This window comes from Sphingosinicella ginsenosidimutans (assembly GCF_007995055.1).
GTDB lineage: Bacteria > Pseudomonadota > Alphaproteobacteria > Sphingomonadales > Sphingomonadaceae > Allosphingosinicella > Allosphingosinicella ginsenosidimutans.
Genome location: NZ_VOQQ01000001.1, coordinates 2,215,838 through 2,241,319, shown reverse-complemented (window position 1 = coordinate 2,241,319; position 25,482 = coordinate 2,215,838). Strand labels below are relative to the sequence as shown.

Annotated in this window: 22 protein-coding genes; 2 read left to right on the top strand and 20 right to left on the bottom strand. The window is 70.8% G+C overall.

The features are described from left to right. Positions 1 to 50: 50 nt before the first annotated feature. The 18 genes from cysN to FRZ32_RS11050 all read right to left on the bottom strand — a co-directional run bounded on the left by cysN (position 51) and on the right by FRZ32_RS11050 (position 21,165). Entirely contained in the window at positions 51 to 1,694 is a 1,644-nt protein-coding gene (cysN, locus tag FRZ32_RS11135) for a sulfate adenylyltransferase subunit CysN (protein ID WP_147043569.1), read from the bottom strand. Beyond that, positions 1,694 to 2,614 carry a sulfate adenylyltransferase subunit CysD gene (cysD, locus tag FRZ32_RS11130; protein WP_192901893.1) on the bottom strand — a complete coding sequence of 307 codons (921 nt, stop codon included), beginning with the start codon at positions 2,612 to 2,614 and terminating at the stop codon, positions 1,694 to 1,696. Before cysD ends, cysN begins: the two co-directional genes overlap by 1 nt. After that, positions 2,614 to 4,032, bottom strand: coding sequence for a siroheme synthase CysG (gene cysG / locus FRZ32_RS11125; protein WP_147043568.1), 1,419 nt, complete (start codon positions 4,030 to 4,032; stop codon positions 2,614 to 2,616). Before cysG ends, cysD begins: the two co-directional genes overlap by 1 nt. Then, on the bottom strand, positions 4,029 to 4,751 hold the full coding sequence (locus FRZ32_RS11120) for a phosphoadenylyl-sulfate reductase (protein ID WP_147043567.1): 723 nt from the start codon (positions 4,749 to 4,751) through the stop codon (positions 4,029 to 4,031). Before FRZ32_RS11120 ends, cysG begins: the two co-directional genes overlap by 4 nt. Further along, the gene (locus tag FRZ32_RS11115; protein WP_147043566.1) at positions 4,748 to 5,215 is read right to left on the bottom strand and encodes a DUF934 domain-containing protein; all 468 of its coding nucleotides are present in this window, start codon (positions 5,213 to 5,215) and stop codon (positions 4,748 to 4,750) included. The genes FRZ32_RS11120 and FRZ32_RS11115 overlap by 4 nt, the downstream gene beginning before the upstream one ends. Further along, the gene (locus FRZ32_RS11110; protein ID WP_147043565.1) at positions 5,202 to 6,887 is read right to left on the bottom strand and encodes a nitrite/sulfite reductase; all 1,686 of its coding nucleotides are present in this window, start codon (positions 6,885 to 6,887) and stop codon (positions 5,202 to 5,204) included. Before FRZ32_RS11110 ends, FRZ32_RS11115 begins: the two co-directional genes overlap by 14 nt. Beyond that, the gene (locus FRZ32_RS11105) at positions 6,874 to 7,209 is read right to left on the bottom strand and encodes a DUF2849 domain-containing protein (protein WP_147043564.1); all 336 of its coding nucleotides are present in this window, start codon (positions 7,207 to 7,209) and stop codon (positions 6,874 to 6,876) included. The genes FRZ32_RS11110 and FRZ32_RS11105 overlap by 14 nt, the downstream gene beginning before the upstream one ends. A 195-nt stretch (positions 7,210 to 7,404) precedes the next feature. Then, entirely contained in the window at positions 7,405 to 8,019 is a 615-nt protein-coding gene (leuD, locus tag FRZ32_RS11100; protein ID WP_147043563.1) for a 3-isopropylmalate dehydratase small subunit, read from the bottom strand. Next, on the bottom strand, positions 8,016 to 9,443 hold the full coding sequence (leuC, locus tag FRZ32_RS11095; RefSeq protein WP_147043562.1) for a 3-isopropylmalate dehydratase large subunit: 1,428 nt from the start codon (positions 9,441 to 9,443) through the stop codon (positions 8,016 to 8,018). Before leuC ends, leuD begins: the two co-directional genes overlap by 4 nt. After that, positions 9,443 to 10,540, bottom strand: a complete 1,098-nt coding sequence (leuB, locus tag FRZ32_RS11090) for a 3-isopropylmalate dehydrogenase (protein WP_147043561.1) — start codon at positions 10,538 to 10,540, stop codon at positions 9,443 to 9,445. Before leuB ends, leuC begins: the two co-directional genes overlap by 1 nt. Before the next feature lie 11 nt (positions 10,541 to 10,551). Next, positions 10,552 to 12,132: a 2-isopropylmalate synthase gene (locus FRZ32_RS11085; RefSeq protein ID WP_147043560.1), complete on the bottom strand. Its 1,581-nt coding sequence runs from the start codon at positions 12,130 to 12,132 to the stop codon at positions 10,552 to 10,554. Then, the gene (locus tag FRZ32_RS11080; protein ID WP_147043559.1) at positions 12,129 to 12,407 is read right to left on the bottom strand and encodes an ACT domain-containing protein; all 279 of its coding nucleotides are present in this window, start codon (positions 12,405 to 12,407) and stop codon (positions 12,129 to 12,131) included. Before FRZ32_RS11080 ends, FRZ32_RS11085 begins: the two co-directional genes overlap by 4 nt. Then, the gene (ilvG, locus tag FRZ32_RS11075; RefSeq protein WP_147043558.1) at positions 12,404 to 14,113 is read right to left on the bottom strand and encodes an acetolactate synthase 2 catalytic subunit; all 1,710 of its coding nucleotides are present in this window, start codon (positions 14,111 to 14,113) and stop codon (positions 12,404 to 12,406) included. Before ilvG ends, FRZ32_RS11080 begins: the two co-directional genes overlap by 4 nt. 3 nt (positions 14,114 to 14,116) lie before the next feature. Continuing rightward, positions 14,117 to 15,130, bottom strand: a complete 1,014-nt coding sequence (gene ilvC, locus FRZ32_RS11070) for a ketol-acid reductoisomerase (protein ID WP_147043557.1) — start codon at positions 15,128 to 15,130, stop codon at positions 14,117 to 14,119. A gap of 347 nt (positions 15,131 to 15,477) precedes the next feature. Continuing rightward, entirely contained in the window at positions 15,478 to 17,148 is a 1,671-nt protein-coding gene (ilvD, locus tag FRZ32_RS11065) for a dihydroxy-acid dehydratase (protein ID WP_147043556.1), read from the bottom strand. Between the two features lie 8 nt (positions 17,149 to 17,156). Further along, complete coding sequence (gene thrC, locus FRZ32_RS11060; protein WP_147043555.1) at positions 17,157 to 18,458, bottom strand: threonine synthase; 1,302 nt, start codon at positions 18,456 to 18,458, stop codon at positions 17,157 to 17,159. Then, positions 18,455 to 19,408, bottom strand: a complete 954-nt coding sequence (locus tag FRZ32_RS11055; RefSeq protein ID WP_147043554.1) for a homoserine kinase — start codon at positions 19,406 to 19,408, stop codon at positions 18,455 to 18,457. The genes thrC and FRZ32_RS11055 overlap by 4 nt, the downstream gene beginning before the upstream one ends. Before the next feature lie 11 nt (positions 19,409 to 19,419). Continuing rightward, positions 19,420 to 21,165: a homoserine dehydrogenase gene (locus FRZ32_RS11050; protein ID WP_147043553.1), complete on the bottom strand. Its 1,746-nt coding sequence runs from the start codon at positions 21,163 to 21,165 to the stop codon at positions 19,420 to 19,422. 81 nt (positions 21,166 to 21,246) lie between these two features. On the opposite strand from FRZ32_RS11050, the gene FRZ32_RS15290 reads away from it, so the two are divergent. Next, positions 21,247 to 21,456, top strand: a complete 210-nt coding sequence (locus tag FRZ32_RS15290) for a hypothetical protein (RefSeq protein ID WP_158635902.1) — start codon at positions 21,247 to 21,249, stop codon at positions 21,454 to 21,456. Positions 21,457 to 21,708: 252 nt separating this feature from the next. Here the strand turns inward: FRZ32_RS15290 and FRZ32_RS11045 are convergent, their stop codons facing one another. Both FRZ32_RS11045 and proB read right to left on the bottom strand, forming a co-directional pair. Continuing rightward, complete coding sequence (locus FRZ32_RS11045) at positions 21,709 to 22,950, bottom strand: glutamate-5-semialdehyde dehydrogenase (protein WP_147043552.1); 1,242 nt, start codon at positions 22,948 to 22,950, stop codon at positions 21,709 to 21,711. Then, positions 22,947 to 24,089, bottom strand: a complete 1,143-nt coding sequence (proB, locus tag FRZ32_RS11040; protein WP_147043551.1) for a glutamate 5-kinase — start codon at positions 24,087 to 24,089, stop codon at positions 22,947 to 22,949. The genes FRZ32_RS11045 and proB overlap by 4 nt, the downstream gene beginning before the upstream one ends. Positions 24,090 to 24,157: 68 nt before the next feature. Here proB and lysA point away from each other — a divergent pair, with 68 nt between their 5' ends. After that, positions 24,158 to 25,426, top strand: a complete 1,269-nt coding sequence (gene lysA, locus FRZ32_RS11035; protein WP_147044438.1) for a diaminopimelate decarboxylase — start codon at positions 24,158 to 24,160, stop codon at positions 25,424 to 25,426. The last annotated feature ends 56 nt before the right edge of the window (positions 25,427 to 25,482 follow it).

The following is a 25,482-nucleotide window of genomic DNA, read 5'->3' as shown; positions in this document are numbered from 1 at the left end:
CCGCGCGGCCGGTCGCGAGGCCCGGAATTTCCTTGCGGCATGCATCATTTTCAGATGATCCAGTCCCAATCCGCGCCGGGATCGGAGAGGTTTATTTCGGGCCCCGGCGCGCTCTCCGCCGGCAGATCGAGCGACAGCAGCACGGTCACCCCGGCGCGGCTGAGGAGGCGAGCCGATTCGGCGGCGCGGCGGGCGAAGGCCGCATCGTCCTCGCGGAGTGGCTCCTCCGACAGATCGGCCAGCGCCGCGCGATCAAGCACGAAGCTGGGCCGACCCCGCGCCAGCAGCCGGCGCCGCGCCTTGCGGGCGAACTCGTCGCGCTCGGCGGCATTGGCGCCGGTCAGCCGGATGATCCGGCCGCTGCCCTGATGGCTTTCCTCCATCGCGCCGGCATCGAGCGCATCGATCATCCCCGCGGCGAGCGTCGCGTGGGTCGCGCGGTCGATCAGGATGAAGCCGCCGAGCCGCCGGGAGCGCGCATAAGGCAGGGCCGGGACCGGGCGATCGAGCAGCAGCTCGCAGCGCGCGATCTCGTTGAGCGAAAGGCCGCGCCCGTCGCCGCGCGCCGCCCCTTCGATCTCGACCGTCTCGACGATCCGCGCGACGCTTGCGGCGACGGTCAGCGGACCGATCTTGAGCCAATAGGATCGCCCCGGGACCAGCGGCTCGCTGGCCATCCAGATCAACGTCGCCGCGATCCGGTCGACGGTCTCCACCTCGGCCCCGTCGCCGACGATCATGTCGCCGCGCGAGCAATCGACCTCGTCGGCAAGGACCAGGGTCACCGCCTGCCCCGCGCGCGCTTCGGCGCGCTCGCCACCGAACGTGACGATCCGCGCCACCCGCGTGCGCCGGCCGGAGGGAAGGATACGAACCGGATCGCCGGCGCGCACCGCGCCCTCGGCCACGGTGCCGGCATAGCCCCGGAAATCCTGATTGGGCCGGTTCACCCACTGGACCGGGAAATGAAAGCCCGCCGCCTCACCGCTCCCCGCGTCGAGCTCGACCCGCTCCAGGTGGCGAAGCAGCGGCGGGCCGGCATACCAGGGCATGTTCATGCTGGACCGGATCACATTGTCGCCGGCGAGGCCCGAAAGCGGAATGGCCGTGAAATCGCCGATCCCCGCCGCGCTGGCGAAGTCGCGATAGTCCGCGACGATCGCGTCGAAAGCCGCCTCGTCATAGTCGACGAGGTCCATCTTGTTCACCGCCAGCACGAGGTGGCGGATGCCGAGCAGGTGCGCGATGCGGCTGTGGCGGCGCGTCTGGGGAAGCACGCCCTTGCGCGCGTCGATCAGGATGATCGCGAGATCGGCGGTCGATGCGCCGGTCGCCATGTTTCGCGTATATTGCTCGTGCCCGGGAGTGTCGGCGACGATGAACTTGCGCGTGTCGGTCGCGAAGAAGCGATAGGCGACGTCGATCGTGATGCCCTGCTCGCGCTCGGCCGCGAGCCCGTCGACCAGGGACGCGAAATCGAGCTCCGCGCCGGCCGCCCCCGGTCGCGCGCTGTCGCGCTCGAGCGAGGCGAGCTGATCGTCGAGCAGCAGCTTGCTGTCATAGAGGAGCCGCCCGATCAGGGTGGACTTGCCGTCATCGACGCTGCCGCAAGTGATGAAGCGAAGCAGGGTCTTGTCGGCGCCGTCGGGAAGGATGTCCGCCGCCGGGGCGGCGACGCGCAGCGCGGTGGCCATCAGAAATAGCCCTCCTGCTTCTTTTTCTCCATGCTGGCCGCGCCGGCCTCGCGGTCGATCGCGCGGCCCTGCCGTTCGGAGCTGGTGGCCGCCATCGTCTCGCGGATCACCTCGTCGAGCGTGTCGGCCCGGCTCTCGACCGCGCCGGTGAGCGGGTAGCAGCCGAGCGTCCGGAATCGCACCCAGCGCTCGATCGGCGCCTCGCCCGGATGCAGGCGGAAGCGATCGTCGTCGACCATCAGGATGAGACCGTCTCGGCTCACCGTCGGGCGCGGCGCGGCGAGATAGAGCGGGACGATCGCGATGTCCTCGGCCGCGATATATTGCCACACGTCGAGCTCGGTCCAGTTGGACAGCGGGAAGACGCGGATGCTCTCTCCCCTGCCCTTGCGGACATTGTAGAGATCCCACAATTCCGGCCGCTGGTTCTTCGGATCCCAGCGATGGCTCGCCGAGCGGAAGCTCAGCACGCGCTCCTTCGCCCGGCTCTTCTCCTCGTCGCGCCGCGCGCCGCCGAAGGCCGCGTCGAAGCCGTGCAGGTCGAGCGCCTGTTTCAGCCCCTGGGTCTTCCACATGTCGGTGTGCAAGGCGCCGTGATCGAACGGGTTGATGCCGAGCGCCAGCGCCTCCGGATTGGTGTGGACGATGAGCTCCATCCCGCTCTCGCGCGCCATCCGGTCGCGCAGCGCGTACATGTCGCGGAACTTCCAGGTCGTATCGACATGGAGCAGCGGGAATGGCGGCGGGGCGGGATGGAAGGCCTTGCGCGCAAGGTGCAGCAGGACCGCCGAATCCTTGCCGATCGAATAGAGCAGCACGGGCCGCTCCGCCTCGGCGACGACCTCGCGGAAGATGTGGATGCTCTCGGCCTCGAGCGCCTCGAGGTGGCTCATCGGCGCACGCGCCGCCGCGGTCGCCATCACGCCGCCTTCCGCGCCTCGGCCGCCGCGACATCGCGGAGGACGTGGCCGATCATCACCGTCACCGGAAGCGCCGGATCGAGCGTCCGGAGCAGGCCCGGCAGGCCGGCGATGGGGCCGCAGACCTCCGCCTGGTCCGGCCGGGTCGCGGCCGCGACGGCGGCGGCGGGGGTCGCCGGGTCGAGCCCGGCGGCGATCGCGCGCTCGACGAACGCCGCCAGGGTCCTTCGCGGCATGTAGACGACGGTGGTCGCGCCGGGATCGGCGATTGCACGCCAGTCCACGTCCCCGGGCAGCCGTCCGTCGGCGCCATGGCCGGTGACGAACTGGACACGCCGGGCCGTTTCCCGCTCCGTCAGCGACACGCCGAGCGCCGCCGCCGCGCCCTGCGCCGCGGAGATGCCGGGCACGATCTCGACCGCGATCCCGGCGGCGCGGCAGGCGTCGATCTCCTCGGCGGCGCGGCCGAAGATCATCGGATCGCCGCCCTTCAGCCGCACGACATGCTCGCCGGCGCGGGCGAACGCCACGAGCCGCGCGCTGATCTCCGATTGCGGGCAGGAAAGCCGGTGGCCGCGCTTGCCGACCGCGATCCTCCGCGCCTCGCGCCGCGCGAGATCGAGGATGCCGGGTCCGACCAGGTCGTCGTAAAGAATGACCGTCGCCTCGCGAAGCGCGCGGGCCGCCTTCAGCGTCAGGAGATCGGGATCGCCCGGGCCGGCGCCCACAAGGACGACCCTGCCCCGCGCCCCGGCCTCGACGCCGGCCAGCAGGGCGCGGCGATCCGCCTCGGTCGGCGCGCGATCCGCATCGGCCCAGGCGCGGCGGACGAAGCGGGCCCAGAAGGCGCGCCGGTCCGCGAACTCGGGCAGCACCGCCTTCAGCTCCGGACGCCAGCGGCGCGCGGCCTCGGCCCAGCGCGACAGGCCGCGGGGCAACAGGCTTTCAATCCCCGACCGGATCGCCTGGCCGAGCATCGGCGCGGCGCCGTCGGTCGAAATGCCGATGACGATCGGTGCGCGGTTGACGATCGTGCCGACGGTGAAATCGCTGAGCCCGGCCTGGTCGATCAGGTTGACCGGCGCGCCCGCGGCCCGCGCCGCCGCGGCGAAGCGCCTCGCCTCCTCGTCGGGCAGGTCGGCGATGGCGACGGCCGCGCCCGTGAGATCGGGCTCGCGCCAGCCGCGCGCAAGCACGGTGGCGCCGATCCCGTCGAACAGCCTCGCGCCGGCTTCGTGCCCGGCGAGCACCAGCACCTCGGCCCCCGCCGCGGCCAGCAGCTCGGCCTTCCACACGGCGCCCTGCGTGCCGCCGGCGACCACCGCCCTGCGGCCCGCGAGCCGAAGGAAGACGGGGAGGCTCGGCAAGGGCGCGATCCGCGCCGGCCGCTGCTCCTCGGGGGCGCGCGCCCGCGTCATGCCGCCTGCCTCCGCACCAGCCGGCCATCGTCACCGACATGAAGGCCGCATTCCTTCGCGCCCTGCTCCCACCACCAGCGGCCGGCGCGCTCATCCTCGCCCGGCGCGACCGCGCGGGTGCAGGGCGCGCAGCCGATCGACGGATAACCTTTCGCGTGAAGCGCGCTCACCGGCACGGCTTCGCGCGCGGCAAAGCCGGCGACTTCCGCGCCGGTCCAGTCAAACAACGGTGCGACCTTGAGGAGACCGCGCGCCTCATCCCATGCGGCGAGCCGGACGGCTTCGCGCGCCGCGGACTGGCCGGCGCGAAGGCCGGTCACCCAGACCGCGGCACCCGCGAGCGCGCGGCCGAGCGGCTCGACCTTGCGGACCGCGCAGCAGCTCTCGCGCACCGCGCGCGATTCATAGAAGCCGTCGATGCCGTGCGCGCCGACCCAGGCTTCGAGCGCCGCACGATCCGGATAGAAAGCCCGCACGCGAAGGCCGTAGCGCGCCTCCGTCCGCGCCCAGGTTTCGTAGGTTTCGGGAAAGAGGCGTCCGGTATCGAGCGTCGCGATCTCGATGTCGTGCCCTGCCGTCGCGATCAGGTGCGTCAACACCTGGTCTTCCAGCCCGAAGCTGGTGGTGAAGACGATCCGCCCCTCCGTCGCCGCCCGCAGCGAGGCGAGCCGCTCCGCCGGCGTCGCGCCGGCGATCCGGGCGGGATCGAGGCGGCTCATGCCGCCCGCCGGCGCAATTCGAAGATGGACGGGCGCGCAGCCGAGTCCTGATAGGCAAGATCGATCGCGGCCAGCGCCGCCAGCCACTGCTCGACCGGCTGACGCCCGGCGCGCGTCTCGTCGATCTCGACCTCGTCGAAGCCGCAGGCCAGCGCGAAGCCGAACTGGTCCGGGATCAGCGCGCCGGTCGCGCGCAGCCGCCCGGCGAAGCCGCGCTCGCGCAGCTGGCGGGCCAGGCTGAACCCGCGGCCGTCGCGATGCTGCGGAAACAGGATCGCGATCAGATCGACCCGGCCGAGCCAGGGATCGAGCGCGCCCGCATCGGTCGTGTTGGCGATCTCGATGCCGATCGGGTCGCCCTGCGCGATCGCGCTTTCGGCCTGTGCGAACGGAACGAGCGTCGGGCGGTCCCCGTCGCGGACGAACGGGTCGGCGATCCAGCCGGTGCGATCAAGCAGCCTCACGGACGCCCTCCTGCGGGGCCGGCGCGGCGAGCGCCGGCCGGAACGGATCGAGCCCGATCCGGCGCACCGTATCGGCGAACGTCTCGCCCTCCTCGCGCGTTTCCAGATAGACCGCGACGATCCGCTCGATCACCTCCGGCACCGCCTCCGCGTCGACTCCCGGCCCCAGCCGCTCGCCGAGCGCCGCATGTTCGCTGGCGTCGCCGCCAAGCGTGATCTGGTAATTCTCGACGCCCTGCCGCTCGAGGCCGAGAATGCCGATCTGGCCGACATGGTGATGGCCGCAGGCGTTGATGCATCCGGAAATCTTGATGCCGATCGGCCCGATCTCGCGCGCCCGCGCCGGATCGGCGAAGCGCCGCGAAATCGCCTGCGCGATCGGGATCGAGCGGGCGGTGGCGAGCTTGCAATAATCCATGCCGGGGCAGGCGATGATGTCGCCGATCAGACCGGCATTGGCGGTGGCGAGCCCTGCCTCCACGAGCCGCGCCCACACCGCCGGCACGTCGTCCAGCCGGACATGCGGAAGCACCGCATTCTGCATATGGCTGATGCGAAGCTCGTCGAACGAATAGGTTTCGGCAAGATCGGCGAGCACGCGCAGCTGATCGGCGGTGACGTCGCCCGGGACGCCGCCGACCGGCTTGGCCGAAATGGTGAGCGCGGTGTAGCCGGCCCGCTTGTGCGCGGTCAGGTTCGTTCGCGCGAACAGGTCCAGCGCCGGATCGCGGCGCCGCGCCGCCTCCAGCACCTCCGAACGCTCGGGCAGGTCGGCGAAGGGCGGCGGTGCGAAATAGGCCGCGATGCGATCCCGCTCGGCCTGGTCGACCTCGATCCGGTCGCGGTCCAGGCCGGCGAAGATCGCCTCCACCCGCGCCTTGAACGCGGGGAGGCCGAGCTCGTGGACGAGGATCTTGATCCGCGCCTTGTGCTTGTTGTCGCGCCGCCCCTCCAGATTATAGGCGCGCAGGACCGCCTCCAGATAAGAGAGCAATTGCTCCTTCGGGAGGAAATCGCGGATCACCTTGCCGATCATCGGCGTGCGCCCCATCCCGCCGCCGACGCTGATCCGGTAGCCGAAGCCGCCGCGATCCTCGTCGTAGAGGATCTGGATGCCGATGTCGTGGATCGCCAGCGCCGCGCGATCATGGGTGGCGCCGGTGACGGCGATCTTGAACTTGCGCGGCAGGTAGCTGAACTCGGGATGGAGGGTCGACCATTGCCGGATCAGCTCGGCCGTCGGGCGCGGATCCTCGATCTCGTCGGCGGCGGCGCCGGCCAGATGATCGGCGGTCACGTTGCGGATGCAGTTTCCCGAGGTCTGGATGCAGTGCATCTCGACATCGGCGAGGTCGTCGAGAATGTCCGGCACGTCGACGAGGCGCGGCCAGTTGAACTGGATGTTCTGGCGCGTCGTGAGGTGGCCGTAGCCGCGGTCGTAGCGCTCCGCGATCATCGCGAGCTGGCGCGTCTGGCGCGAATTGAGCGTGCCATAGGGAATGGCGACGCGCAGCATGTAGGCGTGGAGCTGAAGGTAGAGCCCGTTCATCTGACGGATCTGGACGAACTCCTCCTCGCTCAGCGAGCCGTCGAGCCGCCGCGCCACCTGGTCCCGGAACTGGGCGACCCGCTCGCGCACGATCCGCGCGTCGAATTCGTCATAGCGATACATGTCGGTGCTCCCCCACCGCCTGCGGGCCGAGATCGCCGCGCACGGTCGGCCCCAGCGCCCGGATCCGGTCGCGATAATGATCGGGAACGATCCGGCCCGCCGCATCGAGCGCGACCGGAACGAGGACTGGATCGATCACGCCATCGGCCGCCTCGGCCGCGCGCAGCGCCGCTTCGAGCCGGGCGAGACCGTCGGCATCGCGCGCGACCTCCGCCTCGCCGAGCCGCTCGGTCCATCCCTCGCGCGTTGCATAGAGGACGACGCCGTCGATCAGCGCGTTCGCGGTGAGGATCGCGGGCAGCGAGGGCGCTTTCACGGCCATGCTACGCCCTCGCCGCAAGTGCAGCAAAATTGGAAGATTTTTCCCGTTTCATGGCGTCCTGCGAGTCTTCGCCCCTTGGCCGAGGTTGTCCTCTTAGGTCGCAGATAAAATTATGCTTTTCGGCGCACAACCGGGCCGGGAAGAAAACATCTTCTTATAGGTTGCACCGCACAATCTTAGGCAAAACTTGCCGCCTCAGGCGTCGGCGGGAAAAGCTGTCGTCTCCTCGGGCGCCGCTGGGCTGAACGCGAAGGGCGCGCGCGCCTCATAATCCGCGATCGCCGCCTCGCTTTCCAGCGTGAGCCCGATTTCGTCGAGGCCCTTCATCAGGCAGTCGCGCCGGAATGGGTCCATCGCGAAGACGAACCGGTCCTGAAGCGGGCTCGTCACGCTCATCGTCTCGAGATCGACGGACAGCGGATGGTCGCGCGCGATCTCCATCAGCCGGTCGATCGCCGCCTGCGGAAGCACGACCGCGACGATGCCGTTCTTGAAGGCGTTGCCGGAAAAGATGTCCGAAAAGCTCGGCGCGATGACGGCCCTCACGCCCATGTCGGCCAGCGCCCAGGCGGCATGTTCGCGGCTCGATCCGCAGCCGAAATTGTCGCCCGCGATCAGGATCGGCGCGCCGGCATGGGCCGGATCGTCGAACACGTTTCCCGGCTCCGCGCGAACCGTCTCGAACGCATGCCTGCCAAGGCCCGTCCGAGTCACCGTCTTCAGATGATGCGCGGGGATGATGACGTCGGTGTCGACATTGCTTCGCCCGAAGGGATAGGCGCGCCCCTCGATCCGCGTGACGCCGCTCATGCCGGCACCAGGTCGCGAACGTCGACGAGCCGGCCGGTCACCGCCGCCGCCGCCGCCATCGCCGGCGACATGAGGTGGGTGCGCGCGCCGGGCCCCTGGCGACCGACGAAATTGCGGTTGGAGGTGGAGGCGCATCGCTCCCCCGGCGGCACCTTGTCCGGGTTCATCGCGAGGCACATGGAGCAGCCCGGCTCACGCCATTCGAAGCCGGCCTCGATGAAGATGCGGTCCAGCCCCTCCGCCTCGGCCTGGCGCTTGACGAGGCCCGAGCCGGGGACGACCAGCGCCTGGCGCACGCCCGAGGCGACGCGGCGGCGGCCGACGACGGCGGCGGCCGCGCGCAGATCCTCGATCCGGCTGTTGGTGCACGATCCGATGAAGATGTTCTCCACCGCGACATCGCGCATCGCGGTGCCGGGCGCGAGGCCCATATAGTCGAGCGACTTGCGCGCCGCCGCCCGCTTGGCGGGATCGGCGAAGCTGTCGGGATCGGGCACGGCGCCGGTGATCGGCACGACATCCTCCGGGCTCGTCCCCCAGGTGACGTTGGGGGCGATCTCGCCGGCGTCGATGACGACGCTTCGATCGAAGCGCGCGCCCGGATCGGTGACCAGCTCCCGCCATTTCCGGGCGAGCCGCTCCCAGTCCGCCCCCGCCGGCGCCATCGGCCGGCCTTTCAGGTAGGCGAAAGTCGTCTCGTCCGGCGCGATCAGGCCGGAGCGGGCGCCCGCCTCGATCGACATGTTGGCGACGGTCAGTCGCCCCTCGATGCTCATCCGCTCGAACGCCTCGCCGCGATACTCGATGACATGGCCGGTCCCGCCGGCGGCGCCGATCCGGCCGACGATGGCGAGGATGAGGTCCTTCGGGCTGACGCCGAAGCCGAGCGCGCCATCGACCCTCACCTCCATCGTCTTCGAGGGCCGCAGCAGCAGGGTCTGGGTCGCAAGCACATGCTCGACCTCGCTCGTGCCGATGCCGAAGGCGAGCGCGCCCAGTGCGCCGTGGGCCGCCGTGTGGCTGTCCCCGCAGACGAGGGTCGCGCCCGGCAGCGTGAAGCCGAGCTCCGGCCCGACGACGTGGACGATGCCCTGCCGCGCATCGGTCGCGCCGAGATAGGGCACGCCGAATTCGGCGACGTTGCGCTCCAGCGCGGCGAGCTGGCCGGCGCTCGCCGGATCGGTGATCGGCAGCCGCCGTCCGTCCGGCCCCACGCGCGCCGTCGTCGGCAGGTTGTGATCGGGCACGGCGAGCGTCAGGTCCGGCCGCCGCACCTTGCGCCCCGCCGCGCGCAGCCCTTCGAACGCCTGCGGGCTGGTCACCTCGTGGACGAGGTGCCGATCGATATAGAGAAGGCAGGTCCCGTCGGGCCGGCGATCGACGACATGCGACTCCCAGATCTTCTCGTACAGCGTTCGTGGCATCACGCGGTCATGCCCCTGTTCACGCCGACCAGGCTGCGGACCGCATCGACCCTGCAAAGCCGCGCATCGATCCGGGTCCGCACTGCCTCGCCGAATTCGGAGCAGCTCGCGCCGCCGCCCAGGTCCGCCGTCAGCGTTCCGGAGCTCAGCACATCGTCGAGCGCGCCGCGCAGCAGGAATGCCATTTCGGACTGGCCGACATGGTCGAGCAGCATCGCCGCGCTGGCGATCGCGCCGGCCGGATTGGCGACGTCCATCCCAGCGATCTCGGGCGCCGAACCGTGGATCGGCTCGAACAGGGCGGCGCGCTCCGTCCCCGTGCTCGCGGAGGCGAGCAGGCCGATGGAGCCGGGAATCACCGCCAGCTCGTCGGACAGGATGTCGCCGAACATGTTTTCGGTCAGGATCACGTCGAACCGGCGCGGGTTGGTGATCAGCGCCATCGCGGCGGCATCGACATAGACATATTCGACCGCGACCTCGGGATAGCCGAGCGCGATCTCGCCGACGACCTGCCGCCACAGCCGCGACGTGGCGAGCACGTTCGCCTTGTCGACCAGGGTGAGCCTGTTGGCGCGGCGGCGGGCGGCGGCGAAGGCGACATGGGCGACGCGCTCGATCTCCTCGCGGGTGTAGGCGAACTCGTCCGACGCGCGCTCGGCGTCGATCGTCTTCGTGCCGAAATAGGCGCCTCCGGTGAGCTCGCGAACGATCAATATGTCGGCGCCGCGGACCAGATCGCCACGGATCGGGGACAGATGCTCCAGCCCGGCGATGACCCGCGCCGGGCGCAGGTTCGCGAACAGGCCCAGCGCGGCGCGAAGGCCGAGCAGGCCCGCTTCCGGCCGCGCCGGGGCGTCGTCCCAGTCGGGACCACCCACCGCGCCGAGCAGGATGCCGTCGGCCGCGCGGCACGCGGCGAGCGTCGCTTCGGGCAGCGGCTCGCCGTGCCGGTCGATCGCGGCACCGCCGAAATCGTGGGTCTCGAAGCTGAGGTTCAGCTCGCGCCGTTCGGACAGATAGGCGAGGCACAGCCGCGCCTGCTCGGTCACTTCCGGGCCGATGCCGTCGCCGGGCAGCAGGACGATGCGGGTCATTGGGGTCTCCTTCAGGCCGCGCGCTGCGCGGGGGTCGAATGGGCCCGCGCGCGGCGGACCGCGGCGGCATTGCTGGCGGCGTCGACATAGGCGGCGACGCAACAGGGCAGGATGTCGCGATCGCGCGCGCGACCGGAGAAGACCTCTCCTTCGGCGTCGATGCGGATCTCGACCAGCACGCTCGCCCCCTGCCCGTCGCTCGCCCGGTCTTCGGGATCGGCGGCGACATATTGCATGTCGAGCCCGTCGACCCGGGCCGGCACGCCCATGATCTGGCTGACCGCGAGGAAGGCGGCGTCGAGCGCGCCAGGCGCGGAGGCAAGGTCGGTCAGCCGGCCGCGATTGCCATGCTCCAGCTCGACGCGCGCCACCGGATGCGCCTGCGGCGTCGCCGGCGCGCGGATCTCGACCCGCGACAGCGTCCACAATTTGTCGTCGCCGCGCCCGTCCTGGGCGGCAAGCAAGGCGGCGAGCCGGGCATCGTCGACCAGCCCGACCTCGTCGGCCACCTCCTTGAATGCGGCGAAGGCGCGGTCGAGCGCCGCCCCTTCGAGCGCGAAGCCGAGCGCGTTCGCCCGTTTGGCGAGCGCGTGGCGCCCGCTATGCTTGCCAAGGACGATCCCGTCCGTCGCAAGCCCGATATCCTCTGGTTTCATGATCTCGTAGGTTTCCCGGTTCTGCAGCACGCCATGCTGGTGGATGCCGGCCTCGTGCGCGAAGGCATTGGCCCCGACGATCGCCTTGTTCCTCGGCGGCGACACGTTGGTGACCTGGGCGAGCATCCGGCTGGCGGCCATGATCTTGGTGGTGTCGACGTCGGTGGTGACGCCGAAAGCATCGGAGCGGGTCTTGAGCGCCATCACGACATCCTCGAGCGCGCAATTGCCCGCCCGTTCACCAATGCCGTTGATGGCGCATTCTACCTGCCGCGCCCCGCCGCGTACCGCCGCCAGGCTGTTGGCGACCGCCATGCCGAGATCGTCATGGCAATGGGCGGAGAAGATCACCTCCGGCCCGCGCTCGACCTGGTCCCCCAGATGGCGGAACAGGTCGTAAATCTCGTCCGGCGTGGTGTAGCCCACCGTGTCGGGGACGTTGAGCGTCGTCGCCCCCGCCGCCGCGGCGACCGACAGCGCCTCGACCAGGAAGTCGCGCTCGGTGCGGATGGCGTCCTCGGCCGAGAATTCCACATCGTCGGTGAAGCCGCGCGCGAAGGCGACGGAGTCGCGGATCGCGTCGATCACCTGCCCCTTGTCCAACTTCAGCTTGAACTCGCGGTGCAGCGGGCTCGTGCCAAGGAAGATATGGATGCGCTTGCGCGTCGCGGGTGCCAGCGCCTGGGCCGCCGCCTCGATGTCGCCGCGCGTCGATCGGGCGAGCGAGCAGATGATCGGCCCCTCGATCTCGCCGGCGATGGCATGGATCGCGCGCGCGTCGCCCGGCGAGGCGGCGGCGAAGCCGGCCTCGATCACGTCGACGTTGAGCGCGGCGAGCGTGCGCGCCATCTTGCGCTTGCCCTCTTCGGTCATCGAAAAGCCCGGCGCCTGCTCGCCGTCGCGCAGGGTCGTGTCGAAAATGCGTACGCGGTTCATGCGGCTTGCTCCCGGATCAATGCGGTTTCGTGGTCGACGCGGCCGACGCCGTGGAGGCGGCCGAGCTGAAGTGCGAGGCGATCGATCGAGCGGCTCTCGTCGCGCGGCTCGACCGTAAGCGCGAGCGTCGCGCGACGGCCGCAGGGCTGCTCCGCCATGGCGGCGCGGTGGACGATGAACCCGCGCCGCTCGACCAGGCCGAGCATCCGCACCATCGCGCCTTCCGCGGCCGCGAATTCGATGAACATCCGCGCGTGATCGGGGGCGTTCCTCATCGGGATTTCTCCATCATCTCGGTGTTGGATTTGTTGGGTGGCACCAGCGGCCAGACATTCTCGCGCGGGTCGATCCGCGCATGGCAGAAGATCGCGCCCGGCGTTTCGAGCAGGCGGCGGATCGCGCCCGGCACCTCGTCGCGCCGGTCGATCGTGAAGGCCTCGATGCCGAAGGCGCGCGCGATCTCGGCGAAATCGGGATTGTCGGACAGGTCGACCTCCGAGAAATTCTCCTCGAAGAACAGTTCCTGCCATTGCCGGACCATGCCGAGCTGGCTGTTGTCGAGCAGCAGGATCTTGAGCGGCAGGCGGTAGCGCCGGATCGTCGCCAGCTCGTGGATGTTCATCATGATCGAGCCGTCGCCGGTGACGGTCAGCACCGTGGCCTCGGGGTCGGCGAGCAGCGCGCCGATCCCGGCCGGGATCCCATAGCCCATCGTGCCGAGCCCGGCGCTGGTCAGGTGCGCGTTCGGGCGGGTGAAGCGGCAATGCTGCGCCACCCACATCTGGTGCTGGCCGACGTCGCAGGTGACGATCAGATTGTCGGGCGCCGCCTCGCTCAAGGCCTTCAGCATCGCGGGCGCGTAGATGCCGCTCCCCGGCGCATCGTAGGTCGGCGCCCAGCGGGCCGCATTGGCCGCGCACTCGCCGCGCCAGTCGGCGGCGTCCGGCACGGCGACCAGCCCGTCGAGACTTTGCGCGAGATCGCCCGCGATGCCGACCTCCGGCCGCCGCAGCTTGCCGATCTCGGCCGGATCGCCGTCGATGTGGATCACCTTCGCGCGCGGCGCGAACGTGTCGAGCTTGCCGGTCGCGCGATCGTCGAAGCGGGCGCCGACGCAGATCAGGAGATCGCAGGCGTCCACCGCATTGTTGGCGGCGCGGGTGCCGTGCATCCCGATCATGCCGAGGAAGCCCGGCGCGTCGGTGGGCAGCGCGCCAAGGCCCTTCAGCGTGGCGACCGATGGGATCCCGGTGCGCGCCGCAAAGCTCCTCAGCGCCGCCTCCGCGCGGGCGATGCAGACGCCGCCGCCGAAATAGAGGATCGGCCGCTTCGCCGCCGCGATCAGCGCGTTGGCGCGGGCGATCGCGTCCGGATCGGGCGCCAGCCGGAGCGGCGCCGCGGCCGGCGCGGCGGGCGACGGCGCGCCGGATTTCTGCCCCATGTCCTTGGGCAGATCGATCAGCACCGGGCCGGGCCGCCCCGAACGCGCCAGCATGAACGCCTCGGCGAAGACGGCCGGTATCTCCTCGACCGATCGGATCACATAGCTGTGCTTCACGATCGGCAGGGTGATCCCGAAAATGTCGACTTCCTGGAACGCGTCGGTCCCCATCAGCGGGCTCGCGACCTGGCCCGTGATCGCCACCATCGGGACGCTGTCCATGAAGGCATTGGCAATGCCCGTGACGAGGTTCGTCGCGCCCGGGCCGGATGTGGCGATGCACACGCCCGGCCGGCCGGTGACGCGGCCGTAAGCGTCGGCGGCGAGCGCCGCGGCCTGCTCGTGGCGGACAAGGATGTGGTTCAGGCCTGATCCCGGCAGCGCGTCATACACCGGCATGATCGCGCCGCCGGGATAGCCGAAGACATGGCGCACGCCCTCCCGCTCCAGCGCCTCCACGACCAGCCGGGCGCCGGAGACTGGCTCCGCCGCCGGGCTGGCCGGTGCTTCGGGGGACTTCGGGACGCTGGCGGGAAACATGGGCTACGCTGCCTTCGAAGCGGGTTGGGACTGGAGCCAGGCCATGTGCGCGCGCAGGCGCGCGCCGACCTGCTCGATCGGCTGGGCGAGATCGGCGTCGAGCATGTCGCGATAGCGCGGCTTGCCGGCGCGGTTCTCCTCGATCCAGTCGCGGGCGAAGGCGCCGGACTGGATGTCGCCCAGGATCTCGCGCATCCGCGCCCGCGTCTCGTCATTCACGACGCGCGGACCGGAAACGAGGTCGCCATATTTGGCGGTCTCCGAGATGAACTCGTGCATCTTCGCGATCCCGCCCTCATAGAGCAGGTCGACGATCAGCTTCAGCTCGTGCAGGCATTCGAAATAGGCGACGGCGGGCTGGTAGCCGGCATCGACCAGCGTCTCGTAGCCCGCCGTGACCAGCTCGGTCGCGCCGCCGCACAGGACGGCCTGCTCGCCGAACAGGTCGGTCTCGGTCTCCTCCGCGAAGCTGGTTTCGATCGCGCCGGCGGTGGTCCCGCCAATGCCCTGGGTATAGGCCAGGGCCCGCGCCCGCGCCGCGCCGCTCGCATCCTGATGGACCGCGAACAGGCACGGGACTCCGCGCCCGATCTCATATTCCCGGCGAACGAGATCGCCCGGCCCCTTGGGCGCGACGAGCACGATGTCGATATCGTCGCGCGGCGCGATCTCCTTGTACTGGATCGAAAAGCCGTGGGCGACGAGCAAGGTGGCGCGCGACGCCAGATTGGGCGCGATCGCCTCTTCATAGACGGCGCGATGGCTCATGTCCGGGGTCAGCAGCGCGACGAGCTTCGCCGCGCGCGCCGCCTCGGCGGGGGCGAAGACACGAAAGCCGTCGGCCGCCGCGCGCTTCGCCGCCTTGCCGTCCGGCCGCGCGCCGACGATCACGTCGAAGCCGCTGTCGCGAAGGTTGCGGGCGTGGGCGCGCCCCTGGCTGCCATAGCCGACGATCGCGATCGTGCCGTCCTTGAGGGCGGCCGGGCTGGCATCGTCGTTGGTGTAGATTCGTTCCATCTTGGGGTTCTCCTTCGCGCAAAAGAAAACCCCCGCTCCGGTGGGGAGCGGGGGCCTCGTATCCTTGGGTCCTGTCTCGTTCAGGACCGTCAGCCGGGCACCGCTCCCACAAGGAAGCTGATAAGTACGATAAGGGTAATAAGGAGCGCGGCGGCCGGAAGGGCCACCTTGTGGGTCTCGAAGCTGATCGCGGTCAGCGTCACACAGGCTCCATCGAAATTCGTTGCATTGCAAAATACGGGCGCGAGTCGCGAAGGCAAGCGCAAAAAGCCACGCGCAAAAATTTCACCCCACGGGGCGCCTGCACGACAGATCCCTTTCTCTCACCGGATGGTTAACAACAGGTTTCATGCGCCGCTCGTCACCGCGCCCTGCGAAGCCGAACCGACGAGGCGCGCATATTTCGCGTAAGCGCCAGTCACTTCGCCGCGATCGACCGGCGCCGCCGGCGCGCGAGAATCGAGATCGGCGTCGGTGCCGATCGTGCGCGCCTCGACGTCGATGACGATGCGATCGCCGGTGCGCAGCCGCGCGATCGGGCCGCCGCGCGCCGCTTCCGGTGCGACATGGCCTACCATGAAGCCGTGGGTCGCGCCCGAAAAACGCCCGTCCGTCACCAGCGCGACGCTGTCGCCGAGCCCCCTGCCCTGGATCGCCGCCGTCACGCCGAGCATCTCCCGCATCCCCGGCCCGCCGACCGGGCCTTCGCCGCGGATCACGACGATGTCGCCATCCTCGATCTCGCCGGCGCTCACTGCGGCGAAGCAGGCCTCCTCGCCGTCATAGACCTTGGCCGGCCCTTCGAAGCGCAGCCGCGACTGGCCGGCGAGCTTCACCACGCAGCCTTCGGGCGCGAGATTGCCGTAGAGCACGCCATAGCCGCCGCGCGGCTTGAGCGGCTTGTCGACCGTCAGGATCACCTCCTGCCCCGGCGTTTCGGCAGCATCGGCGAAGGTCTCGAACAGGCTCCGTCCGGTGACGGTCGGCGCGTCCGCGATCAGCCCCGCCTCGGCGAGCCGGCGGCCGAGCAGCGCCGATCCGCCCGCCTCGCTCATGTCAGGCGCCATGAAACGGCCGGCGGGTTTGAGGTCGGCGATCACCGGGGTCGCTCGGCTGACCTCGTCGAACAGGTCGATGTTGAAATCCGCCTCGGCGATCCCCGCCTCGCGCGCGATGGCGAGGAGATGGAGCACGAGGTTGGTCGAACCCGCCGTCGCCGTCCCCGCGATGGCCGCGTTACGCAGGCTGGTCGGGGTGATGAACTGCCGCGCGTTGCGCCCGGCCTTCAGCGCCTCGACAAGGACGCGCCCCGCCTCCTCCGCCGCCTTCGGTTTGTCCGGATGGGTCGCGGGAATGTCGTTGAGCCCGGCCGGCGACAGGCCGAGAAAGGTCATCGCCAGCGCCATCGTGTTGGCGGTGAACTGCCCGCCGCAGGCGCCGGCGCCGGGGCAGGCCGCGGCCTCCACCTCGCGCAGGCCCGCATCGTCGATCCGGCCGGCGCCATGCGCGCCGATCGCCTCGAACACGTCCTGGATGGTGAGTTTCCTCTCGCCCAGCCGCCCCTGCATGATCGAGCCGCCGTAGAGGATGACGCTCGGCACATCGAGCCGCGCCGCCGCCATCGCCGCGGCCGGGATCGTCTTGTCGCAGCCGACGATGAACAAGGCCGCGTCCAGCGAATGGCCACGCACCGCGAGCTCCGCGGAATCGGCGATCGTCTCGCGGCTCATCAGGGAGGCGCGCATTCCGCCGGTCCCCATCGCGATTCCATCGGTGACGACGATCGTGTTGAAATCGACCGGCGTCGCGCCGGCCGCGAGAATGCCCCGCCGCGCATGTTCGGCAAGGCCCTTCAGGTGGATGTTGCAGGGCGTGACGTTCGACCAGGTGTTGACGATCGCCACCATCGGCCGCGCCATCGCCGCATCGTCGAGGCCGGTGGCGCGCAGCATTGCCCGCGCGGCGGCCCGCGCCGGGCCATCCTTCATCTCACTCGAAGGCAGGGTCTTGTCAGTCATTGAAATCCTCAGGCGTGTGCGGGTTCGGGGGCTGGCCGGAGCGCGGCCACGAGCGCGTCGAGCCGCGCCGGGATCGCGCGTCTCGCCAGCGGCCGATCGGCGATCGCGGCCAGCGCCGGCGACGGCGCGATCGCCGCGCCGATCAGCGGCTCGACGATCTCAGCGAACTTGAACGGGTGCGCGGTCGCCGCCGCGATCCACGTCACCTCGTCGCGGACCCGATCGGAGAGGCGCGCATAGGCCTCGACGGCGGTTGCCGAATGCGGGCACCAGACATAGCCGCTCGATCCATGTTCGATGCGGATCCGCTCGCGGATCTGGGCGTCGGTCACCAGCTCGACCCCGAGCCTGCGCTGCTCCGGCGGCAGCGCCGCGAGCCGCTCGAAATTGCTCGGCGCGCCGACGTCCATGGCATTGGCGATCGTCGCCACCGACGCGCGCGGCGAATAGACGCCGGTCGCCTTCCAGTCGGCCAGCGTCCGGTTGGCGTTGGTCGCGAGCACGATCGGCCGGATCGGAAAGCCCATCGCCCGCGCATAGAGAGCGGCGAAACCGTGGCCGAGATTGCCGCTCGGGATGATGAAGCCGACTTCGCCGCCGGTCTCGCGCGCCGCTCGGACCGAGGCATAGGCGAGATAGGCGACCTGCGGCAGCAGCCGGCCGATGTTGATCGAGTTGGCGGAGGTGAGATTGTGCGCGCCGGCGAGCACGCGATCGGCGAAGGCGGCCTTCACCAGCCGCTGGCAATCGTCGAAATCGCCATCGACCTCCAGCGCCTGCACCGGCGCGCCCCAGCAGCTGAGCTGCGCCGCCTGGAACGGCGAGACGCGGCCGGCGGGATAGAGGATCGTCGCGCGCACCGCATCGCGCCCTTCGGCGGCGCAGCCGACCGCCCCGCCGGTGTCGCCGGATGTCGCCACCAGCACCGACAATGGCCGGCACGGATCGCCGAGCCGGTCGAAACAGGCCATCAGGAAGCGTGCGCCGAAATCCTTGAAGGCGCCGGTCGGCCCGTGGAACAGCTCCAGCGCGCGGAGCCCCGGCCGCGCCGGATCGGGCGTGACGATCGGCACTGGAAAGTCGAACGCCTCGGCGCAGATCGCCGGCAGCTCGTCCGCCAGCGGATCGCCGGCGAAAAAGGGCGCGAGCATGGCCGCCGCGAACTCGGCCAGCGAAGCCTCGGCGAGCTCCGCCGCACCGGCGGCGGGCACGTCTTCGGGCACGTAGAGCCCGCCGTCGGGCGCGGCGCCGGCGCGGATCGCCTGGCCGAGGCCGACGCCGGCCGCTCCCCTGGTGCTCACATATCTCACGCGGCCTCCCGTGCGGCTTCGCCGTCCTCCAGCCGCGCGCCGGCGCTTTCGACCGGCGCACGATAGGCTGTCGCTTCGAGGCCCGCCGCGCGGAACGCGGCGGCCATTGCGCGCTCGACCCGGCCCGCCTCGTGCGCCAGCGCCCAGGCGAAGACCGATGGTCCGGCGCCCGAGAAGGAGCAGCCGAGCGCGCCGGCGGCGAGCGCCGCCTGCTTCACCGCCGGGAGCGCCGGCAGCAGCGGCGTACGCTGCGGCTCGACGAGCAGATCGTCGAGCCCGGCGCGCAGCAGATCGACATTGCCGGTCGCGCAGCCGGCGACGAAGGCCGCGATACGCCGCGAATGTTCCACCGCGATCCGCATCGGCACCTGCGGCTTCAGCAGCCGCCGGGCGGTGCTGGTCCTGGTTTCGACCGGCGGGTGCAGCAGCACCGCGACCACGCTCTTCGGCGTCGGCAGGCGGTGGACGCCGCCGGGCCGCTCCCGCGCGACGAGCGCGAGGCCGCCGAACAGGCTGGCGACGACATTGTCCCAGGGCGGCGGATCGGACGAGACGCGCTCGCCTTCAAGCGCGAACGGAAGCAGGTCGGCCAGCGGCAACGGCGTCTCCAGCAGGGCATTGACCGCGACCACCGCGGCAACCGCGGAGGCCGCCGATCCGCCCATCCCGGCCGACAGCGGCACGCCCTTCGTGATCGACAGGCGCACGCCAAAGGGCGCGTCGACCGCATCGAGCAGCGCCTTCGCCGCCGCCAGAGCGGTATTCCGGGCGGGCACCTCGGGGAGCTGCGTCACGAGGCCGCCCACCTCGCCGAGCCGCGCCCCCTTCTTCGCCTCGCGCACCGCCGTGACGCTGTCGCGCGCGGCATCGAAGGCCTGGCCGAGCACGTCGAAGCCGACCGCGACATTGCCGATGCTCGCCGGCGCGCTCGCCGTGGCCCGATCGGTCATCATTGCGCTCCTCATGCACTGAGCTTCAGCGGCGCGGCCTGCGCTTCGGCGGCGAGCCGGCGCTGCAGGTCCATCACGTCGCCGAACAGGGCCGCCGCGGTGGGCCACCGCCCGGCGCCCTTACCATAGACGGCGTGGACCCTGCCATCGCGCTGGCGGACGAGGAAGCGATTCTCCTCGTCGCGCGCGCCGGCGAGCGGGTGATCGACGGGCAGCGCCTCGATCTCGACCGAGGCCGCGACCAGCCCGTCCGCGCCGCGCGCGCAGCGACCGATCTGCTTCAGGACCTTGCCCTCGGCGAGAGCGGCCTTCACGGATCGCGCGCTCACGGTCCGCAGCGAGGCCTTGCGGATCCGCGCCGCCGACAGCGGCACGCCGAATGCGCGGCGCGCGAGCAGCGAGAGCTTGTCGGCGGCATCGTGCCCGTCGACGTCGGTCGAGGGGTCGGCCTCGGCGAAACCGAGCGCCTGCGCCTCGGCCACCGCTTCCTCGAACGATCCGCCCTCGGCAAGGCGGCTCAGCAGGAAGTTGCACGTGCCGTTCATCACGCCTTCGATCGCGACGACCCCGCCGTCGCCGCGCAGCCGCGCGACCGTCTCGAGGATCGGCGTACCGCCGCCGACGGCGGAGGAATAGGAAAGGCTCACCCCGCCCGCCTCGGCACAGGCATGGAGCGCATCGTAATGCGCGGCGAGCGCGGCCTTGTTGGCGGTGACGACATGGGTCCCGCGCTTCAGCGCCGCGCACATGATCTCCGCCGGATAGTCGGCCCCGCCGATCGCCTCGACCAGGAGGTCAGGCTCGATGGCGAGCGTGTCGGCGAGCGTATCGGTATAGGTCTCGTCGCCCATCGGCTCATGCGCGCCCGGCCGTCGCACCAGCACCGGGCCGACCTCGAACAGGTCCGGCCGCTGCTGGAGGTAGGAGAGGACGCCGGCGCCGACCGCGCCGCAGCCGAGGAGCGCGACCCGCAGCTTCGGAAAGGCGAGCGGCACCTCGCGCCGCGCCGGCAAGGCGGCGATCACCGTCGCCTCGTGATGGCCGATGGCGGCGATCTCGATCGCGACGCCCGCCGCCTTCGCCGCGTCGATCGCCTTGGGCTGGATCAGCCCGGCGCTCGCCTCATGGGCGCGCTCGTAGGACAGCGTCCCGTAGCGCTCGGCATTGGGATGGACCGCCGGATCCTGCGCGTAGACGCCGTCGACATCCTTCAGCAGCCGCACCCGCTTCGCGCCGAGCCGCGCGGCGAAGAACACGGCCGAAAGATCGGTTCCGCCGCGGCCGAGCGTCACCACCCCATGTTCGGCATGGCCGGCGGTGAAGCCCGGCACCACCACCACGTCATGGTCCGCGAGCTTCGCATCGACCGCACCGGCATCGAGCGAGACCAGATCGGCGTCGAGCGGCGCGCCGGTCGCGACCAGCCCCATCTCGTCCGGATCGAGCACCCAGGTCCGGACCCCCATCCGGCCGAGCGCGAGGCCCATCAGCGCCGCCGACCGAAGCTCCCCGACCCGGGCCAGCCGGGCGACGAAGCCGGGCGCCGGATCGCCGCCGACCCGGGCCGCCTGCGCGAGCAGCGCGTCGGTCTCGCCGGCGAGCGCGGAGACGACCGCGACGACCTTCTCGCCGTCGCGGATGTGACGATAGATTTCCTGCGCGCAGGTCCGGTAATCGTCCTCGCATTCGAGCACCGAGCTGCCGAACTTGAGCACGACGAGCCGCCGCGCGCCGTCCTGTCGATCCAGATTGTCCATCGTCTTGTCGCCTTCGTCCTGGTGGTGGGCGGCGAGTTCGGGCGTTAAAAAACCCGCTCGCCGGTTTCGGGGAGCGGGTCGGTGGAAGCCTTGCTTTCCGGGCCTTGTGATCAGCCGCTACCGTCCCGCTTTCGCGTGGTGGTAATCGTCGTAATCATGGCAAAAAGCGTGCAGGCGGCCGTGTCCATGCCGATGCCGGCACGGTCGAAAGAGCGGAACTGGGCGACGGTCGACATCGCGCGCAACTTCTCCACGGCCGCGGCCCGGCACCATGCCGGATCGCTCGTCTAAGCATGAAGCGGAGAACGGTTATCCGTCAACCGGGTTAATTTTGGGTGCCGTCAGTCGCGAAGATTTCACCCGCTCCAGGCCGCTCCGTCATTCCGTCGAAAGCGGGAATCCATCTTCCATTAAACGACTGAAAAACAAGAAAAGATACGGCAAACGGCGTTCGCGGAGCTGACATCGTGAAACGCGCCGGCGAAGCAAAAGATCGCCGATCGGGCCGTCACTTTGGCAAAAGATTCCGCACCTGCGAAGGATTCAGGGACGCGTCTGGCCGGCGCCGCGGACGACATATTTGTAGCTGGTGAGCTGTTCCGGCCCGACCGGCCCGCGCGGCGCGAGCCGCCCCGTCGCGATGCCGATCTCCGCCCCGAATCCGAACTCGCCGCCGTCGGCGAACTGGGTCGATGCGTTGCGGACCACGATCGCGCTGTCGACCTCGGCAAGGAAGCGCTCGGCGGCCGCGTCGTCATCGGCGACGATGGCGTCGGTATGGCCCGATCCGTGCGCCGCGATGAAGCCGATCGCGGCGTCCAGCCCGTCGACGATCTTCACGGCGAGCACCGGCGCGAGATATTCGCGGCCCCAATCCGAGTCGTCGGCCGCCGCGATCCCGTCGGCGAGCGCGCGGCTCTCCGGATCGCCCCGCAACGCGCAGCCGCCCTCGCGAAGCGCCGCGGCGATCGGCGGCAGCAGCACGGGCGCCGCCGCGCGATCGATCAGCAGGCATTCGGTCGCGCCGCAGACCGAGGTGCGCCGCAGCTTCGCATTGACGACGATCGCGCGCGCCATCGCCGGATCGGCCGATTGGTGCAGGTAGGTGTGGCAAATGCCTTCGAGATGGCCGAGCACGGCGACCCGCGCTTCGCGCGCGACTCGTTCGACCAGCGCCTTGCCGCCGCGCGGGATGATGAGATCGATCGCGCCGTCGAGCCCGCCGAGCATGTGGCCCACCGCCGCACGGTCCGGCGTCGGCACGATCTGCACGCACGCCGCGTCGAGCCCGGCCTCGGCAAGCCCCGCCGCGATCGCCTCGTGCAGCGCAAGGCAGGTGGCGAGCGCATCCGATCCGCTGCGCAGGATGACGGCGTTGCCCGATCGGATGCAGATCGCGGCGGCATCGGTGGCGACGTTGGGCCGGCTTTCGAAGATCATGCCGATGACCCCGATCGGCGTCGCGACGCGGGCGATGTCGAGCCCGTTCGGCCGCTGCCAGCGCGCCGTCTCCCGGCCGAGCGGATCGGGCAGCGCCGCCACCTGGTCGAGCGCGTCCGCGAGCGCCTCGACCCGCCCGGGATCGAGCCGCAGCCGATCGATCATTCCGCTCGCGCCCGCGACATCCGCGGCATTGGCGCCGAGGATCGCCGGAACACGAGCCCGCACCTGCCGCGCCATCGCCGCGATCGCCGCGCTTCGCGTCGCGGCGTTCGTCTGCCGCAATGTCGCGGCGGCGGCGCGGGCGCGGCGGCCCATGTCCTTCATGTCGTCGGCAAGGCTCATCGCGCGATCATCGCCAGATCGTCGCGGTGGATCAACTCGCTCGCCCGCGCATAGCCGAGCCGCGCGGCAATCCCGCCCCTGGGACAGCCGATCAGCAGCCGTGCTTCCTCGGCGTCATAGGCGCTGATGCCGCGCGCGATTTCGCGCCCGTCCGGCGCGAGCACGGCGATGCACTCGCCGCGCTCGAACCCGCCGGAGACCGCGGCGACGCCGGCGGGCAGCAGGCTCCGCCCCGCCGCCAGGGCGGCCTCCGCGCCGGCATCGATGCTGACGCTTCCGGCGGGCACGAGCGTGCCGGCGATCCACTGCTTGTAGGCGCTTTTGGGCGTGCCGTCGGCGAGGACCAGGGTCGCCGGCGCGCCTGCCCTGAGCCGCGCCACCGGCCTCTCCTCCCGGCCGGAGGCGATCAGCGTCGCGCAGCCGGCGGCGCGCGCGATGCGGGCGGCGGCGAGCTTGGTCCGCATTCCGCCCGATCCATGGGTCGATGCGCCCCCGGCACAGGCCTCGATCTCCTCGGTCAGCTCCTCGACGACGGCGATCCGCCGCGCCTCGGGATCGCGCGCGGGATCGGCGGTGTAGAGGCCGTCCACATCGGACAGCAGCATGAGCAGATCCGCGCCCACCATCTGCGCGACCCGCGCCGACAGCCGGTCATTGTCGCCATAGCGAAGCTCGTCGGTCGCCACGCTGTCATTCTCGTTGATGACCGGCAGCGCGCGCCGCGCGAGCAGCACCGACAGCGTCGCGCGCACGTTCAGCCAGCGCCTGCGCTGTTCGGTGTCGCCGAAGGTCAGCAGCAGCTGCGCGGTCGGGACATCGTGCGGCGCGAAGGCGCGGTCCCAGGCCTGCATCAGCACCGCCTGCCCCGCCGCCGCCGCAGCCTGCTTGTCCTCCAGCCGGCCGGAACGCGCGAGGCCGAGGCGCGGCCGGCCCAGCGCCACGGCTCCGGAGGTCACGAGCAACACCTGCTTTCCCGCCGCGATCAGCGCCGCGAGATCCTCGGCAAGCCCGGCCATCCACGCTTCGCGGGCGCCGCCCTCGCCGATCACCAGCGAGGAGCCGACCTTCACCACGATGCGCCGCGCCGCGCCGATTCGCCGCGCCGCCTCGCTCGCTTCGCCCTGTCCGCTCGCCGTCATGGCGGGTTCCTTGACAGGCAAGCGCCGGCTTGTCACCCGTCCCTGCTGCATCGCAGCACGGGATGGACATGGATCATTTCACGATCAGGGACGGCGCCCTTCACTGCGAGGACGTGCCGCTGCCGACCATCGCCGAGGCCGTCGGCACGCCGGTCTATGTCTATTCGACCGCGACGATGCGGCGGCACGCCCGCGTGTTCCAGACGGCCGTCGCGCCGGCCGGCGATTCGCTGACGGCCTTCGCGGTCAAGGCCAATCCCAATGCCGCCGTGCTCGCCACGCTCGCCACCGAAGGGCTTGGCGCGGACATCGTCTCGATCGGCGAATATCGCCGTGCGGTCGCGGCGGGGATCGCGCCGGCGAAGATCGTCTTTTCCGGCGTCGGCAAGACCGAGGCGGAAATGGAGGAGGCGCTCGCCGGCGGCCTTTCCCTATTCAACCTCGAATCGGTCGAGGAGGCGGAGATGCTGTCGGCCGTCGCCGTCCGTCTCGGCCGCGACGCACCGGTGGCCTTCCGCGTGAACCCGGACGTCGACGCGCGCTCCCACGCAAAGATCTCGACCGGCGCGGCGCACAACAAGTTCGGCGTGCCGATCGATCGCGCGCGCGCCGCTTATGATCGCGCCCGCGCGCTTCCCGGGCTCGCGGTCACCGGCGTCGCCGTCCATATCGGCAGCCAGCTCACCGATCTCGCCCCGCTGGAGGCCGCCTTCACCCGGATCGGCGAACTGATCCGGCAATTGCGCGAGGATGGGCACCACATCCGCCGCGCCGACCTGGGCGGCGGGCTCGGCGTTCCCTACGATCCCGATCGGCCGCCGCCGCCGGAGCCGGAAGCCTATGGCGCGATGGTCGCCCGCGTGACGCGCGGCTGGGACGTGACCCTGGTCTTCGAGCCGGGGCGGCTGATCGTCGCCAATGCGGGCGTGCTGCTGAGCCGGGTCATCCGCGTGAAGCCGGGCGCCGGCACCCCGTTCGTGATCGTGGATGCCGCGATGAACGATCTGATGCGCCCCGCGCTCTACGACGCCTTTCACGCGATCGATCCGGTGATCCCGCGCGACGGCACGATGACCGCCGACATCGTCGGCCCGGTCTGCGAGACCGGCGACACCTTTGCCACCGGCCGCACGATCGGGCGGGTCGAGGCCGGCGACCTCGTCGTCTTCCGCACCGCCGGCGCCTATGCCGCGACGATGGCCAGCACCTATAACAGCCGCCCGCTCACCGCCGAGGTGATCGTCAACGGGTCGGACTGGGCGATCGCCCGCGCGCGGCAGACGCTCGACGCCCTCATCGGCGCCGACCGCGTCCCGGCGTGGCTGAAGGACCGCTGACGGGCTGATCCGATTCCCGCTTGCGCTCGATCCCGGCCTCGATTAGTGGGCTCGTT